18 protein-coding genes are annotated in these 16,097 nt (G+C 44.1%); 3 read left to right on the top strand and 15 right to left on the bottom strand.

Translation table 11 applies throughout. The features are described 5' to 3' along the window. Positions 1-135 precede the first annotated feature (135 nt). Positions 136-1,005: an AraC family transcriptional regulator gene (locus BLQ60_RS06260; RefSeq protein WP_092617649.1), complete on the top strand. Its 870-nt coding sequence runs from the start codon at positions 136-138 to the stop codon at positions 1,003-1,005. Positions 1,006-1,016: 11 nt separating this feature from the next. On the opposite strand, the gene BLQ60_RS06255 is transcribed toward BLQ60_RS06260, so the two are convergent. The 10 genes from BLQ60_RS06255 to BLQ60_RS06210 all read right to left on the bottom strand — a co-directional run bounded on the left by BLQ60_RS06255 (position 1,017) and on the right by BLQ60_RS06210 (position 8,228). Continuing rightward, entirely contained in the window at positions 1,017-1,400 is a 384-nt protein-coding gene (locus BLQ60_RS06255; protein WP_092617646.1) for a (R)-mandelonitrile lyase, read from the bottom strand. A gap of 184 nt (positions 1,401-1,584) precedes the next feature. Then, positions 1,585-2,343: an SDR family oxidoreductase gene (locus BLQ60_RS06250; RefSeq protein ID WP_213030465.1), complete on the bottom strand. Its 759-nt coding sequence runs from the start codon at positions 2,341-2,343 to the stop codon at positions 1,585-1,587. 173 nt (positions 2,344-2,516) lie between these two features. Then, positions 2,517-3,272 carry an SDR family NAD(P)-dependent oxidoreductase gene (locus BLQ60_RS06245; RefSeq protein WP_092617640.1) on the bottom strand — a complete coding sequence of 252 codons (756 nt, stop codon included), beginning with the start codon at positions 3,270-3,272 and terminating at the stop codon, positions 2,517-2,519. Positions 3,273-3,365: 93 nt separating this feature from the next. Then, a complete protein-coding gene (locus tag BLQ60_RS06240) occupies positions 3,366-3,674 on the bottom strand; it encodes a YciI family protein (protein ID WP_213030464.1) in 309 nt (102 codons plus the stop codon). A gap of 17 nt (positions 3,675-3,691) precedes the next feature. Then, on the bottom strand, positions 3,692-4,426 hold the full coding sequence (locus BLQ60_RS06235) for a putative quinol monooxygenase (protein ID WP_092617637.1): 735 nt from the start codon (positions 4,424-4,426) through the stop codon (positions 3,692-3,694). 30 nt (positions 4,427-4,456) lie between these two features. Further along, positions 4,457-5,029, bottom strand: coding sequence for an NAD(P)H-dependent oxidoreductase (locus BLQ60_RS06230; RefSeq protein WP_092617634.1), 573 nt, complete (start codon positions 5,027-5,029; stop codon positions 4,457-4,459). Between the two features lie 340 nt (positions 5,030-5,369). After that, a complete protein-coding gene (locus BLQ60_RS06225) occupies positions 5,370-5,936 on the bottom strand; it encodes a sugar O-acetyltransferase (RefSeq protein ID WP_092617631.1) in 567 nt (188 codons plus the stop codon). 60 nt (positions 5,937-5,996) lie between these two features. Then, complete coding sequence (locus tag BLQ60_RS06220) at positions 5,997-6,758, bottom strand: carboxymuconolactone decarboxylase family protein (protein WP_092617628.1); 762 nt, start codon at positions 6,756-6,758, stop codon at positions 5,997-5,999. Positions 6,759-6,835: 77 nt separating this feature from the next. After that, positions 6,836-7,219, bottom strand: a complete 384-nt coding sequence (locus tag BLQ60_RS06215; RefSeq protein WP_092617626.1) for a DUF1330 domain-containing protein — start codon at positions 7,217-7,219, stop codon at positions 6,836-6,838. 61 nt (positions 7,220-7,280) lie between these two features. Next, on the bottom strand, positions 7,281-8,228 hold the full coding sequence (locus BLQ60_RS06210; RefSeq protein ID WP_092617623.1) for an aldo/keto reductase: 948 nt from the start codon (positions 8,226-8,228) through the stop codon (positions 7,281-7,283). Between the two features lie 226 nt (positions 8,229-8,454). On the opposite strand from BLQ60_RS06210, the gene BLQ60_RS06205 reads away from it, so the two are divergent. Continuing rightward, on the top strand, positions 8,455-9,351 hold the full coding sequence (locus tag BLQ60_RS06205; RefSeq protein WP_092617620.1) for a LysR family transcriptional regulator: 897 nt from the start codon (positions 8,455-8,457) through the stop codon (positions 9,349-9,351). A gap of 18 nt (positions 9,352-9,369) precedes the next feature. Here BLQ60_RS06205 and BLQ60_RS06200 read toward each other — a convergent pair whose 3' ends face one another. Then, positions 9,370-9,726 (bottom strand): RidA family protein, encoded by a 357-nt coding sequence (locus BLQ60_RS06200; RefSeq protein WP_092617617.1) that lies wholly within the window; start codon positions 9,724-9,726, stop codon positions 9,370-9,372. 544 nt (positions 9,727-10,270) lie between these two features. Between BLQ60_RS06200 and BLQ60_RS06195 the strand changes: the two genes are divergently transcribed. Beyond that, on the top strand, positions 10,271-11,929 hold the full coding sequence (locus tag BLQ60_RS06195) for an acyl-CoA synthetase (protein WP_092617614.1): 1,659 nt from the start codon (positions 10,271-10,273) through the stop codon (positions 11,927-11,929). A 90-nt stretch (positions 11,930-12,019) separates the two neighbouring features. Here BLQ60_RS06195 and BLQ60_RS06190 read toward each other — a convergent pair whose 3' ends face one another. The 4 genes from BLQ60_RS06190 to rapZ all read right to left on the bottom strand — a co-directional run bounded on the left by BLQ60_RS06190 (position 12,020) and on the right by rapZ (position 16,072). Continuing rightward, positions 12,020-14,170: a TonB-dependent siderophore receptor gene (locus BLQ60_RS06190; protein ID WP_092617611.1), complete on the bottom strand. Its 2,151-nt coding sequence runs from the start codon at positions 14,168-14,170 to the stop codon at positions 12,020-12,022. A 248-nt stretch (positions 14,171-14,418) separates the two neighbouring features. Further along, the gene (yjgA, locus tag BLQ60_RS06185; RefSeq protein ID WP_092617608.1) at positions 14,419-14,952 is read right to left on the bottom strand and encodes a ribosome biogenesis factor YjgA; all 534 of its coding nucleotides are present in this window, start codon (positions 14,950-14,952) and stop codon (positions 14,419-14,421) included. Between the two features lie 2 nt (positions 14,953-14,954). Then, entirely contained in the window at positions 14,955-15,224 is a 270-nt protein-coding gene (locus tag BLQ60_RS06180) for an HPr family phosphocarrier protein (RefSeq protein ID WP_092617606.1), read from the bottom strand. Continuing rightward, positions 15,221-16,072 carry an RNase adapter RapZ gene (gene rapZ, locus BLQ60_RS06175; protein WP_092617603.1) on the bottom strand — a complete coding sequence of 284 codons (852 nt, stop codon included), beginning with the start codon at positions 16,070-16,072 and terminating at the stop codon, positions 15,221-15,223. The genes BLQ60_RS06180 and rapZ overlap by 4 nt, the downstream gene beginning before the upstream one ends. Positions 16,073-16,097: the final 25 nt, after the last annotated feature.

Raw genomic sequence — 16,097 nt, 5'->3', positions numbered from 1 at the left:
CCTAAATTGCACAGAATAAAACTACAAAATTTGCCTATTTCTACAAATCGTTTTATAGTCAATCTGATCGAATTAATGCAATAATGGTTATTTCTTGATACAAATAATTTCAAATTCAATGAGTTAATATCGAATATGTCCCATTTTTCTGAAGCAACTATTCTCAAACTCTTGCCTTATCTTCAAGCAGATCAATATTGGCAAAGCCCGATTGAGGGCATTTCAATCTATATGAGTCAACATCCGACCACTGCCACGACATACATGCAAATGCCAAGTCTATGTTTGGTCTTACAAGGTGAAAAAACCGTGCAATTTGGCAATCAAATCATGACTTACGATCAAGATCGCTATATGTGTTATGGCATGGCATTGCCGATTACGGCACATATCACCAAAGCCTCTACAGACAAGCCATATATTGGTCTGATGATGCAGCTCAACCAGCAATTGTTGCTCGAGACCATGATGCAGATGCAATCCGAGTCCACTTCAGCGCCTGCTGCCTATTTCATTAGTGCGCTGGAGTCGCCCCTTGCCAATGCCTTACAGCGTCTGATTGACCTAGTGGATCGTCCTGCCGATATTGCCTTTATGGCACCATTACTTGAGCGAGAAATCTATTATCTTTTAATGAGTAGTCCACAAGGCAATATTCTGAAACAGTTAGCCACCCAAGATAGTCACAGCCAGCAGATTGCCGAGGCCACGACTTGGATGCAACAGCACTTTTCCGAAGCAGTTGAAATGGAAACACTTGCCACGCAGGTTGGCATGAGCATTTCCAGTTTTTACCAACATTTCAAACGCTTAACGGAAATGTCACCACTACAATATCAAAAATCCTTACGTCTCTTGGAGGCACGCCGAAAAATCAAACTGCGTTCAGCCAATATCACCCATATTGCCAGTGAAGTGGGTTATGACAGCCCATCTCAATTTAGCCGTGAATATAAGCGCTATTTTGAAGTCAGCCCAAAACAAGATTGGCTCACTGCGGTCTGACACCATGCAGATTATATTTGTGCTTGCAGATAATCCTCATCACTGACAGGTTCAAGCCACGTCACCACTTCACCATCTTCGGCTTCGTTGATGGCAAAATGGCTCATCATGGTGTCTTTGGCTGCGCCATGCCAATGCTTTTCATCGGCTGCAATCCACACCACATCACCCGCTTGAATCACTTGCGCAGGCTCACCTGCTTTTTGTACAAATCCACGACCCGCGGTGACCAGAAGAAGTTGACCAATCGGATGCGTATGCCAGTTGGTGCGGGCGCTCGGTTCAAAGGTCACATGACCCGCTCCCGCACGGGCTTTGCCTTGTGGATCACTGGCAATGTCAAACTGTGGGTCTAAGCGCACATGACCACCAGTAAAATAACCGCTATTGGTCATATCGATTGATGCACGACTACCATTTTAAAGACTTCCATCTTGATCTCCATATAATTTCTGGAAAGGTTGATGCTATTTTTAAACTAGAGATGAATATCGACTGATAAATATCTCTCATCATTCTATTTATGCCCCGCCGATACTGTCTTAAGTCTGCGCAAAAGACAGCATTAGCCAGACAATATTAAAAAGTCTGTTTGGTTGGGCGTAGACTGATCTCATTGATCGCCATATCCGCTGGTTGCTCGATCGCATAAACAATGGCACGTGCGACTGAGTCCGCTGGAATTTCATAGGCATCATAGAAGGCTTGCATTGCTGCGCCTGACTCTTGATCACTACTACCTAGTTTTAGCTCACTATCGACCGCACCAGGATAAAGTGTGGTGACTCGAATATTATCGCCTGCGACTTCTTCTCGTAGCCCTTCCGAGATCGCTTTGACAGCAAATTTGGTGGCGCTATACACCGTACCGACACCCGCAGAGACTTTGAGCCCAGCGACTGAAGACAGATTAATAATGTGTCCACTTTGCTTACTTTGCATGGTCGGTAATACGGCTGCAATGCCGTACAACACGCCTTTGATGTTAATGTCGATCATCTGATCCCATTCATCGACTTTTCGTTTTGCCAGTGGTGCCATCGGCATAATGCCTGCATTATTGATCAGCACATCAACTGTACCGTAGTGAGAAAGCGTCTTTTCAATTAATGCATCGACTTGTGCCTGTTGTGCGACATCGGTTGCGACGGCGATTGCTTGACCGCCTTCTACTTCGATTTCGGCGACCAACTGTTCTAACCGATCTACACGACGTGCCGCCAAAACCAGTTTTGCACCAAGTTTTGCCAAATGGCGAGCGGTGGTTTCACCCAAACCGCTTGATGCGCCAGTGATGACGATGACTTTATTTTGGATATTGTTTTGTAATGCTGACATGATGTACTCCATAATGATGAACAACGAGAAAACCATCGAGAAAATCATAACGCCGTGGAATCGTTCAAAATAGCGCAGTCTGCTATAAAACTTGCCTAATTCTACGAAGTGTATCGTAACGATACCAACACTATTACACGCCTCAATCTCAACCGATTGCTCGAATCTGTGTATTAAATCCCAAATCCGCCATCAGCAGCGTAGCTTGCTCCTGTGATATAGCTTGCCTCATCGGAGCTTAAAAATGCTACCACGTTAGCCACTTCTTGCGCTTGTCCAAAGCGAGCTAATGGTACGATTTGAGTGACAGCGTCAACGTGCGCTTTTGACTCCTCCGCTGTTAAGCCATCATTGTCATAGAGTGGCGTATCTGTCGGACCTGGTGCGACCACATTGACTTGTATTCCATCCCCTGCCAGCTCTTTTGCCCAACTACGTGTCAAGCTGTGTACTGCTGCTTTAGATGCGGTATATACCGACATATGGGGCATCGGGTTGTTGACCAATCCTGTTGAAATATTGATGATTTTTCCTTTGCTTGCTTTCAATAAGGGTAAGGCTTTGATGGTGAGGTCAATCACAGCACCGACATTTAAATCAAAAATATTTTTATACTCCGCCATCGATACATCTTCTAAGGCAGTTACAGGGGCGATACCTGCATTATTGATTAATACATCGAGCTGTCCATATTTTTGCTGAACATGGGCAATCACTTGATCAAGGTCGGCACTATTGACCACATTGGCTACTACAGCATCAATGCTTGGATAATCTTGTGCAGTTTCTTGCAACACCGCTAAGCGACGCCCAACAATAACAACCTTAAAGCCTTTTTTAGCGAGTGTCTGACTAATTGCTTGCCCAATACCAGTGCCACCACCAGTCACCAAAGCAACTTTCTGACGAGTATCTGTAGATTGAATCATTTTTTTCTCCGATTTTTCATAAAAAGATTGCCTGAGCTAAAACACAGTACTATCTTCGCGATCAGTATATTTTTGGATTAAATGTAGCGCATGTTACGACGCATGATCTTCTTTAAAAAACGCAAGATCATCTTGTATTTTCGCCAACTCAAACGACTCGACCACATAGTCGGCTTTATCAGGATAATAAACATCTTGTTCTAAAATCTTTTGCAATGCCTCACGATTCGGTGCTTTTGCGATAATCAGTCCCGCATATGGTTTACTGTGATATGGACCAAGTAATAAAAAATCACCTCGCTCAAAATACTGAGTAAACCATTGGCGATGTCCTGCAAGTAGCGATTCGCCTGCTTCGCCTTGGGTAAATTCTGGTTTAATGACGATATCAATAAAAAACATTTCATTTCTCCTTACGGTTAAGGCTGCTGTGCTGGATAATCCAAGCCACCTTTATTTTTCAATATGCTCGGCTTGATCTGATAAAAGGTCTTTTCCCCGAGCATGTTTGGGGTTTCGGTTAAATACTTCTGAAAATGTGCAGTTTGACGATGTGCCTGATAAGCCGCTTCACTGGCATAGATTTCAAAGAACAGCCACGTATTTGGATCCGCTTGCGTTGTCCCTGCATAGATTGCCAAGACCCGATCTTCAACAGCCAACGACTGGATCATTTCAGGCATCACGATCTGCTTGAATGCTTGCGCATCTTTGGCGTGGACTTGGATGCGTACCATATTGGTAATCAGCTCGTCCGTTAAAGTGATCGGAGCAACTTTATCACCCAAATATTGCACCTGTAAGGGTGTGGCAACTTTGTGTGCAGTTAAGATTTCTGGTGATTTTTCTTTAAAATATTGATAGGACTCAGATTGTAAATGCTGCTGATATGCGGCTTGATCTCGATAGATTTCCACCATATAGCGCCTATTGGGTTGCTCGGTACTGCTTAGCGCATACATCGCTAAAGTACCCGCCTCATCTTGGACTGAGCGCTCAATATTTTGCCGTGCTACGGCATCATATGTGGCACTTTGTCCAGCTTGAATATCCATTTCAAAGACATTCATGACGGGGACGGCTTGCGCTCCTCCACTGAGTAATGCCGTTGCCAAAAGTACTGAGGTCGCTATGTTCTTGCTGGTGGTTTTCATTCTTTTTCTCCCAATCATCTACGATCTACATTAGGCGGCTTGCGCTGTTGTACGAAGCTGTGCCACCAGTTGATTGGCATGGTCGATTGCTTTCGCTTTCACTCGAGCGATGTCTTCTGCTGTGCTGACATTGGGTATGGTCATCATGCCGTTAGAGTACACTGGTGCTAACCACTCGATTCGGCATAAATCAATGGTTTGTTGCAATGGTGTCAAGAACGCATCTACAGTGTTATTCATCGCTTGACCATGCTGATAGGCATCAAATGGCGCACCCGTGGTAAAAGACAAGATGATTTTTTTGCCCGCAAGGCGAAACTGACTGCCATGTGCCCAACCATATAAAAACACTTCATCCAACCAACGTTTCATCAAGGCTGGCATGGCATACCAATGAAAAGGAAATTGCCAAATAATCATATCGGCAGCTTCTAACGCCTGTTGCTCAGCCTGCACATCAATGTCACGATTGCGATACAACTGGTCTAAACGACGTACAGTCAACTGCGCACCCAACTCACTCGCCACAGTTTCAACAATAGTTTGATTAGCAACGGATGCGTCTAAATTTGGGTGACCTGAAATCAATAGAATAGAGGACATAACCTGACTCCTTAAATGATTGTTCTCAACTCGATGTGATCATTATAAGTGTCGCCATTGCATATTTTTAGACCTAAATTAGTAGAATCACTTTTTCCTATTTGGAAATAGTCTAACCATCAAATCTAAACATTAAATCTAAACATTAAATATAAGCATTAAATATAAGCGTTAAATCTAAACATTAAATCGTTGAATCATTCATTTGTTGTCAGTAAATAAAAAGACCACTTGCAAGCAATGACAAGTGATCTTTTAGGACTGCGTTGAAGTCATATTGTGGCTGATCTAAATCATGACCTGATCAATCGACAATCAATTCATAAGCGATTCAAAATATTTATCCTTGATCAAGGTGCTTAATCACTTTTGCAGGGGTTCCCGCCACCACCACATGATCAGGCACGTCTTGCGAAACGACAGCGTGTGCCGCCACCACCGAATTTTCACCGATAGTCACCCCTTGTAAGATCGTGGCACCTGCGCCAATCCACACATTGCGTTTGATATGAATCGGCTTTGGCACCAAACTATGTCGTTGTGTTGGGTCGAGTGGATGACCTTCAGTCAACAAGCTGACATTCGGTGCGATCAACACATCATCATCGATGCGTATCCCGCCAAGGCTAAGCATCGTGCAATTAAAATTGATAAAGACATTTTTTCCTAGACTCAGATGCTTGCCACAGTTGATCTGTAAAGGTGGAAATAGCGTCGTGCTTTCATGGATTTGCTGACCAATCATTTCGCTTAAATAGGTACGGATTTGCTCAGGTTCGCTCGAGGTATTGAGCTTTTGCATCACAGCAATCGTCTGAAAAGAGGCTTCTAGCATTTTATGCCCTTCAGGATCATTGGGACGAATGGTGTCGCCTGATCGCAATCGTTCAAAAATGTCTTTGCTCATTTATTCCTCTTTATTGATGTATTTTTCTGTAATCTTCAATTCACATCACAAGTCAGGATTTCATCGGCTGGCTTCAATTTCAGCGAGCAATGTTTCGATACGCTGTCCCGACTCAGGACTGACCGCTTGACGCATGATTTGTGCAAAAGCATCAAGCTGTTCTGGTGTGAGCCCGACATTCATTGAAGCATTTAAATGTCCTTTGAGCTGCGCATCAGTACCAGAAATCGCAGCTAAGGCAGCCACTGTCGCAAGCTCTCTCTGCTGATAATCCAGCACATCTCGTGCAAAAATATCACCAAACAAATGCTCTTTGAGATACACATCAATCATGGGTGCAAACTGCGCATATGCTGCCTGATTATGGGTTAGGTCTGTTTTAAAGATGTCATTACGCGTTTGATTACCTTTGGCATTGATGTCGGTGTCTTTTGGCAAAGGCGTTGCATCTTGACCGACTGTGTCCTTGATGCCCTGCGCTTTACGCTCATCCAAGACCTCCACCATGGCATTGATGCCGTTCAGACTGCGAGGAAAACCAACATAAGCATACATCTGAATCAGCACTTCACGGATTTGATTGATGCTCAATCCAGCGTCAAGTCCTTTACCAATGGCTTGTTTTAACGCAGTAATATCTCCGTTTGCAGTAAACGCAGCAACTGGGATGATGTTTTGCTGTTGAGTGCTTAACATATCTTTTTCCTTTGCAAAAATGGATTGAGTACATAAACTGAGTCCAATGCCAATTGCGGCAATTGCTTTGAAATATGATGTCGTTTGTTTAGAATCTGGCTGAGTTTTTTTAAAATTAAAATGCATAAAACCTCCATGGATATATTTTTGATTGATCAGAATTATAAATCGGTGATGATGACTACCTTTTTAAGCATGCCATACTATTCAGCTAAGCCTTCTACGATATAGGTTCTGGAGTTCCCTGCACTATGTCGGATTGGAATCAGCTTTTGGTATGCATCCGAGCTGTACCAATCTTGCGCTTGCTTTAAACTGTCAAACTTGATCATCACCAAACGACCTTGCACGCCAAAGCCTTCTTTAACATCCGCTTCTCCGCCACGGATCACAAATCTGCCACTATAAGGCTTAAAGGTTGATTCCACTTGTGCACTATATGGCTTGATTGCTTCCCGATCGGTTGCTTGAAACTCTGCAACATAATAGGCAGGTGTTTGGCTTGGTGTCTGTGCACTCACAGCGCTGGCGGTAAATGCACTCACAACCACAGCACAACTCAGTAATGATGGATATAAAAAACGCATGGTAAAACTCCCAAAACATCTCACATTATTTGATAATAAAATTGACAAGCCATTGACTGGTTTAGATCATTTTATTTTCCCATGCACCACGTGTGTCGACACCCGTTTTTTCTGCAAGTTGCTCAAGTTCTGCCACTTCGGCATCGGATAAGCGCACTGTTGCAGCATGTGCAACATCTTCCGCCTGCGCCGCTTTAGACACCCCGATAATAGGCAAAGTCCCTTTGGCGATCGCCCAAGCAATGCCAATCTGTGCAACCGAGGCATTTTTGTCTTGACCAATGTCACGCATTTTATTGGTCAGCGTTTCGAGCTGTGCCAATACACCATTATAGCTATCACCACGCCCACTGCCTTCAGGCATTGGGTGTTCAGGGTTATATTTGCCTGATAACGCACCTTGCTCTAAGACCATGTAGGCAAAGAAGATGATGTCATTTTCTTTACAGTAATCTAAAACACCTGCCTGCTCAGAAGCACGGTAGAGCAAACTATAGTGATTTTGTACCGCAGCCAGTCGATGTCCTGCAGCTTTGAGCGCAGTATCAATGGTTTTAATTTGTTCTAAGTTGTGATTTGAAATGCCAACCTGCAAAATCTTGCCTGAATCAAGCAAAGTAATCAGCTCATCCGTCCAACGGTTAAAATCCGTCGGATTATGTATCCAATACATATCAATCGCATCAACACCCAAACGCTCAAGACTTGCATCCACCAAATCGGTCACTGGGGTTTTAGACGCCTTATCAGCCATCTGCGGGGTGAATTTGGTCGATACTAAGATTTGATCACGTGGCACAGTACGCACAAATTCGCCTAACAAGGCTTCGGATGAACCCATACCATAGACAGAGGCGGTATCCCAAAGATTAAGCCCTGCTGCCATCGCTTGCTGAAACACGGGAGTCAGTTCTTCTTGACCGAGCTGATGTCCAAAGACTTGATCGCCACCTGCTGCACCTGTGCCCCATGCCCATGTGCCGAGTGCGATTTTTGGAAAGTTTTTCATAGCATCATCCTTTTGTATTCTGAGTTTGAATCATGTCTTGCCGACGATATGTCACATCACCTGCGCCACTTCGGTTAATTTGGCTGCGACTGATTGAATAACTAGAGTTTATGCGCTTTTTTCTTTCTTGTTTAGACAATGATCGGTAAAATAACTTTTTCCAAAATGGAAAAAATAACAATTGATTAGGCAAAATTATATGGATAAAGCATATGGATGAATCATCATGAATAGTGCTATTTATGGACAATTACACGTTTTTCATAGCATCGTTGCGCAAGGCAATATTTCTGCAGCTGCACGCCAGCTTGGTATCGGCGCACCTGCCGTCAGTAAGTCATTGAAGTTACTTGAAGACCATATTGGCTTACTATTATTTAACCGCACCACACGACAGATGGAACTGACCGAAGCAGGTCAGCTCCTGCTAAATCAGACCCAAGGCATTGTTGAATCTCAGGCGCATGCGGTGGAAAGCGTGCAGGACTTAGGCAATAGACCATTTGGACATGTGCGCATTACCGTCGCACGCTTTGCTTATATTTGTTATATCCAGCCTTATCTTGCCGAGTTTCATCAGCGCTATCCCGACATTGAACTGGAAATTTCAGTCTTTGATGGCGAAGTAGATTTACTCAGTGATGGCTATCATCTGGGGATTCGCTTTGGCGATAAACTGGAGGATGGTGTGGTTGCCCGACAATTGGCTTCACCATTTCGAGAGGGTTTATATGTGTCGCAAGGCTACATCGATCAATATGGTGTGCCACATTCACCTGCCGATCTGCATCAACACAAACTCATTGGGTATCGTTTCATCAGTGCAAAACGCATTTTGCCCTTAATCCTCTCTCAAAATAATCAAGAATTGACCATAGAAATGCCAAATAGCATCGTCACCAATGATATAGATGTCATGGCAGATGGCGTGCGCCAAGGTTTGGGCATTGGCAGACTCTTTACCCCCGTGCATGCCCGTTTAGCTGATCAAGCCCAGTTTATTCCTGTATTGGAGAAGTATTGGCGTACCTATCCTGCGGTATATTTATACTACCTACAGGATAGCCAAAAAGCACAGCGCATCCGTGTGCTGATTGATTTTTTACTGGAACGGATTAGCTGATGCAGATTGGCTAAACTGTTAAGCTGACTTCACCGCCACCACAGTAAGCTCTACCAAGACCTTTGGATCATAGAGTTTGGCTTCAACACAGGTGCGTGGTAATGCCTCAATATTAGCCACCCATGCATCCCAAACCGCATTAAACGGCGCATAATCTCGCTCAATATCTTTGAGATATATCGTGACCGATAGAATGTTGCTTTTATCCGTGCCTGCATCGGCAAGAAACTGATCAATTAAATCCAAAGTTTGCTGCGTCTGCCCTGTGATGTCTAAATCAAAATCCGTCGCCAACTGCCCTGCGAGATGCACCAAATTGCCCGAAACCGCCACTTCAGAAAAGCGTTTTGAAACGTGTAAGCGTTGTACTGTCATCTTGGAAAAGTCCACTTATTCAATCAATTGTCATTAGGGTCTATTGACATTTCACAGATGCTTGCGACTACGGATGTTTTTTAGGCGATACAAGGCAGGAATGAGGAAGTTTAGTCATTCTAAATAACTCGTTCCTAACGACGTAGCGTCAAAAAACATCCTAGTCCTGAAAGGTTATCGCTAAAACTGCCATAAACTTCGTTATGAAACTTGGCAAGGGAGTGACCATTCCCTTCGTTTCATGTCTCGCCTTACGGAGCAGTGCTCCTCAGGTTTTAGCTGATAACGCAATGCATGGTTGAAATGTCAACAGACCCTAAGCGCATGGTAGCAATCTCACCATGGATTCAACAAGTCCCGACTTGGCAGGTTGATAACAACTTGCTAAAAATAACCCTATCAACTGATTCACCGCAACTCGTTGTGATGTACCCCACACAATCACAAAACTGATCAGTTTTTCCTCGACTAAAGTCGCAGTGAGTAATTGCCCGCTTACTTTTACCCTGAACACGATGATAAAAAACCACTCAAAGGAATCGTAATGGTCAAGGCTTATGATGAATTGCCGAAAACTCCTGCCAACTTTGTTGCACTCTCTCCGCTGCGCTATTTAGAGCGTGCTGCGTATATTTATCCTGATCAAGATGCGATTATTCACGGCGAGCGTCAGATCTCATGGCGTCAGACCTATCAGCGTTGCCGACAATTTGCCAGCCAGCTGAAAAAGCTCGGCATTGAGAAAAATGATACGGTCTCGGTACTGCTTGCCAACGTCCCAGCAATGATTGAAGCACATTTTGCCGTGCCAATGATTGGTGCGGTGCTCAATACCTTAAACACCAGATTAGATGCCAAAACCTTAGCGTTTATGCTAGAACATGCCGAATCTAAAGTGCTATTGGTCGATCCCGAATTTCGCCAAGTCGCCGTTGATGCCTTGGCGATTGTTGCAGAACGTCAACCTGAGCAAAAAATCGTGGTGATTGATGTCTTTGATGCAGAATTTGACGGAGAGCAAATTGCGATTGGTCAGTTTGAGTTTGAAGCATGGATAGCGGGCGGTGATACCAACTTTGAATGGCAACTGCCGTCCGATGAATGGGATGCAATTAGCCTGAATTACACCTCTGGCACGACTGGCAATCCTAAAGGTGTGGTCTATCATCATCGTGGCGCATACATCAATGCCGCCAGTAATATTATCGCTTGCGGTATGACACCACGTGCTACCTACCTGTGGACATTGCCACTTTTTCATTGTAATGGCTGGTGCTTCGCATGGACGATGGCTGCCAATGGCGGTACCAATATTTGTCTAAGAAAAATCGATCCTGCACTGATTTTCCAGTTAATTGAACGCCATCAAGTGGATTATTTCTGCGGTGCGCCGATCGTGCTGTCGATGCTCATCAACGCCCCGAAAGATCAACAAATTAATATTCAACATGCTGTCGAAGTGATGGTCGCTGGTGCTGCGCCACCTGCTGCAATTATCGAAGGTATGCGTAATCTCGGTATCAACGTCACGCACGTCTATGGACTCACCGAAACTTATGGACCTTCGGCACTGTGTGCGTCACAGGCGGGCTGGAGTGATTTATCCATCCAAGAACAAGCCAAACTGCATTCCCGTCAGGGCGTGCCCTACCCATTGCAAGATGGCATGAAAGTGCTAGACCCTGACACATTACAGCCTGTAGCGCATGATGGGGAAACCATGGGCGAAATCATGTTCCGTGGCAATATCGTCATGAAAGGCTATCTCAAAAATCCTGAAGCGACCGCTGAAGCCTTTGCAGGTGGTTGGTTTCATACAGGTGATTTGGCGGTCTGTCAGCCTGATGGCTATGCCAAAATCACCGATCGCTCTAAAGATGTCATCATCTCAGGCGGTGAAAACATCTCCTCGCTGGAGGTTGAGGAAGTGCTCTATCGCCATCCTGCGGTGATGACGGCTGCCGTGGTTGCCAAGCCTGATCCAAAATGGCAAGAAGTGCCTTGTGCTTTTATCGAGTTAAAGCAAGGCGTGGACGTGAACGTAGAGGATTTGCTTGTGCACTGTCGCAATGAATTGGCTCGCTTTAAAGTGCCCAAAGAGATCGTGATCACCGAGATCCCAAAAACCTCGACAGGAAAATTACAAAAATTTATCCTTCGAGACTGGGCAAAGGAACGTGCCGAAGCTGAGTTTGGTGAATAATCTTCGAAAATAATTTAAACGTTTTTAATCATCCAAATGCAATAAACCCCGACGTCATGCGGGGTTTATTGTTTTAGCCTAGGTCAAATATTAAAGGAACTTATATCTGACGGTAAACATGGTATTACGTGTCGACCCGTAGGCATGTGTGGTCGGATCGATATGATATTTTTCATTAAAGATATTATCGATATTCAATGTGGCATCGAGGGCATCATTCACCTGATAGCGCAACATCACGTCCGCCACCGTATAGCTGTATTGCGTGCTGTATTTATTGCAGGTCGAGTAGCGACAATCAAATGTTTTACTTTGCCAACGTAGTCCAGCGCCGACTGTCCACTTTTGCGCATCAAAGGGTAAATTATAATTGCTAAATAATTTCACCATATGCTTCGGCTGAGGTTGGAACTTATCGTAGTTACGGGTGTCTTGTGAATCATAATCGAGCTTGGTATAGCTATAACCCGCATGCAGTTGCCAATCGTCATTGATGCGTCCATTGAGCTCCGCTTCCCAACCATACCCCTCTCGATCGACTAAATCATAATAGGATGAAGACCAATCTGGCGCCCAGACTTGAAAGCCCACATCATTTTGCTCGACACGGTAATGGGCAAGATTAGCGGTCAAACGCCCGTCGAATAATGTCGATTTTAATCCAATCTCTTGATTGATGCCTTCCATCGGTGTGCTGATGTCATGATCATTCACATCCTTCATGTTGGCTTGTGGATTATATACTTCTGTCCAACTTGCATAGGCAGAAAGATCATCACTCAGATCGTAAACTAAGCCGAAATAGGGGGTAAAACGATCATCATCTTTGTTGACTTGGCTGTAACTGTCCTGATATTTGTAGCTATAATCATTAAACCGACCACCTGCAATCACATGAAATTGATCGGTCAAATTCATTCGTGTGGAGAGAAATGCGCCGACATTCTCAATATCATAGCGGGTCATCGCATAAAGATCTGCCGATGGTTTTGGATAAGGTAGACTCGACCGATCCACATCATAAATATTATCAATTGGATAATCTGCCCACCAGCCCGCATCTCGATAGTGGTTTTTGGTATGGTTATAACTTGCACCGACAGAAAACTCATGATTTTGTCCAAACAAATCATAATCGCCATTTAACACCCAGTTTAAGGTATGCATTTTGGGGCGATACAAGGTATCCGATGAAAACATGGTGCTGGAGTTATCGGCATAGACCGTGGTCGCATAAGCGCCAATATCTTGATTTCGCTCAGTTTGATAATAATTGTACTCAAACTTGGTTTTCCAATCATTGTCGAATTGATGCTCAATATTGGCAAAGATATTCCAACGCTCTAAGTCGAGCTTAGCCCAAGGCGCAGAGTTATTGTCCTTATAATCGAAATGGGTAGGCTCATCTAAAGCATTTTGACGATCCGCCGCAATCGCAGATGATCCCTCATCATCGACCTTCTGGTACTCGATCCCTGTAGACAATAGGGTCTTGTCGGTTAAGTCGTATTCCGCAATCGCATAGATCGCCAAGTTGCGATTATTGGCATCCACTTGTTGCGTATCATCATTGGTGTAGGCAGCGGTAAAACGCCCACGAAGGCTACTGTCTTGATTTAAGGCGCCAGTCACATCAAATTCGGCATTATAACGATTCCAACTGCCCGCCCCTAAGGTCGCTTGCCCAAAAGGCGTGGCTTGTGGACGCTTACGGTTGAGGTTAATCGTTGCACTGGGATTACCCGTACCCGTCATCAAACCATCCGCACCTTTAATGACCGTGATATTGTCATAAGCCAAAGTATTGAGATTGGCAATCCCTTGCGTCGCATACTGTCCGCCTGAGAATCCCACCACATCCATCGGCGTGCCATCGACCACAAAGTTGGTGATCTCCAGACCACGCGCATAGTAGTAAGTATATGACGTATCAGGATTATTACCCTGAGAGATTTTACTCACGCCAATGACATTGTCCAAAACTTTATCCACTGTAAACAAATTTTGGTCACGCATCTGTTGTTGAGTCACTACAGAAATCGATTGCGGCGTATCTTGTAATGCAATCGCCATTCCAGTGGCATTCGCATTTTCATCCACTGTATATTCACCCAATTGATCTACACCAATCACGATAATCGGACTCAATTGATGCACTTTACTGCTTGCATCTTCATCAGCATATGTCACAGCAGAAATGCTCAAAGAGAGCATACTCATCAAGAAATGTCGTTTTTTCATCGCCCCACCAATAAGAAATAAAAGGCAAATGATAATGGTTTACTTACAAATTTTAAATATATTTATACTCTTTTTTAAATTTAATTTATAAAAACCAGCCTAAAACAAAACATTGATGTCGGTATCGAGATCATCATCTTTAGATCAATCCATAAAATGTGATCCGAAAAAGGGCATCCAGAAACAATAAACCCCGAAATGATTCGGGGTTTATGTTGCGTTGAGCATTCAAATCAGCGTAGGTAGATTTACTCAGAAATCAGCGCCACTTGCTGTACATAATTAATAATATTTTGCTTTAAACCATTTAGCGTCTCTTCATCGACACCTTGCTGTGCATCACGTTGATAACGTAGCACATGCTGTCTTAAAGTATGGCGTTCTGCGGCGTTGTATTGTTTGCAAAACTCATGAATCGCAGCATCGCCTTGCTCAATAATGCGATCGACCCAACGCATCAATTGTGCTTGCTTTTTTGCACCCTGCTTTGGCACAAGAAAACTCAGCAACATGGTTTCGTCTTCATTACGAAGTAGTTTGCCAATGCGTTGAAACTGACGGCGACGTGCTTCAAAAGAGCTGATACTTTCCAACTCTAAAAATGCATCAACCAAGCGTTCATCCACAGGCAATTTTTGCAGTTGTTTTTTCGGCAATTCTGCCAGTTGTTCTGCAAGTGCTGCCATGCGTTGTACATGGCGTTTCTGTTCAGATTTACTGGCTCGACCTTCGAGCAAATCCTCAAAATCACCTTCGCTATACGGGCGTTGACGTTTAGCCATGATTATTCGCCCTCATGAAATTTGGCAGCAAAAAGTGCTTTGATTTCTTCACAGGCTTTTTCTTCGTCCGCACCATCGACTACCAAGCGCAAGGTCGTGCCTTTACCCGCACCGAGCATCAGCAAGGACATGATATTTTTGGCATCAATTAGTTCTTTGCCTTTACCCAACTGAATATTGGCACGATATTTACTCGTCACCTCGATCAGTTTTCCCGAAGCGCGCGCATGTAAGCCCAATTTATTGATTACGTCTAAACTCGTGTCGATCATGACCAGTGTTTCATTTCCCGATGCAGTACCTGAACCGACCATTTTGCCTGAAGCGCTTTCGCAAGTCTATCGACAAAATATACCGAGCGATGCTGTCCGCCCGTGCAACCCAAAGACACCGTGATAAAGTGACGATGCCCTTGGCTAAAAATCGGCAACCATTTTTCTAAAAATTGATGCACATCATCATACATGGCATTGACCATCTCATCAGCGGATAAGAAGTCTTGAATCTGTTGATCCAGCCCCGTATAACTGCGCAACTCATTGACCCAATGTGGATTAATTAAATGTCTTAAATCAAACACATAATCTGCATCCAGTGGAATGCCATGCTTAAATCCAAAGGATTGTAAAATCACTACCAGTTTATCGCCCTGACCGAGCTTGACTGACAAAGTATGACGTAGCTCATGTACCGTTTTACTGCTGGTATCAATGGTCAGTGTTGCACGGCGATAGACTGGATAAAGTAGTTCTTCCTCAACACGAATACATTCGGTCAAAGATTCAAAACGGTGCACCAAAGGATGCGGTCTGCGAGATGAAGCATAGCGAGAAACCAGCACTTCCTCTCGAGCCGTTAAGTATAACACCTCGACCGTACCGATTTTGCGCAGTTCACTGAGCACTTCATCAATCGAAATCTGATCAGGTTGTAAGTTGCGAATATCCAAACCCAGCGCCAGTTGATCCATAGCAGGATCGGTACTGAGCTTATTGACGATCTCAGGCACTAAAGATAACGGCAAATTATCAATGGTATAAAAGCCCAAATCCTCAAGCACTTGCAGTGTTGAGGTTTTCCCTGAACCTGAACGTCCTGTCACCAGCAGTATCTGTTTCATAGCACGATCTATTTTATCCGCAATA

This window comes from Acinetobacter marinus, assembly GCF_900096915.1.
GTDB classification, from domain to species: Bacteria; Pseudomonadota; Gammaproteobacteria; order Pseudomonadales; family Moraxellaceae; genus Acinetobacter; species Acinetobacter marinus.
Note: the sequence above shows the minus strand (reverse complement) of the source record. Positions and strands in the feature narration are given on the sequence as shown.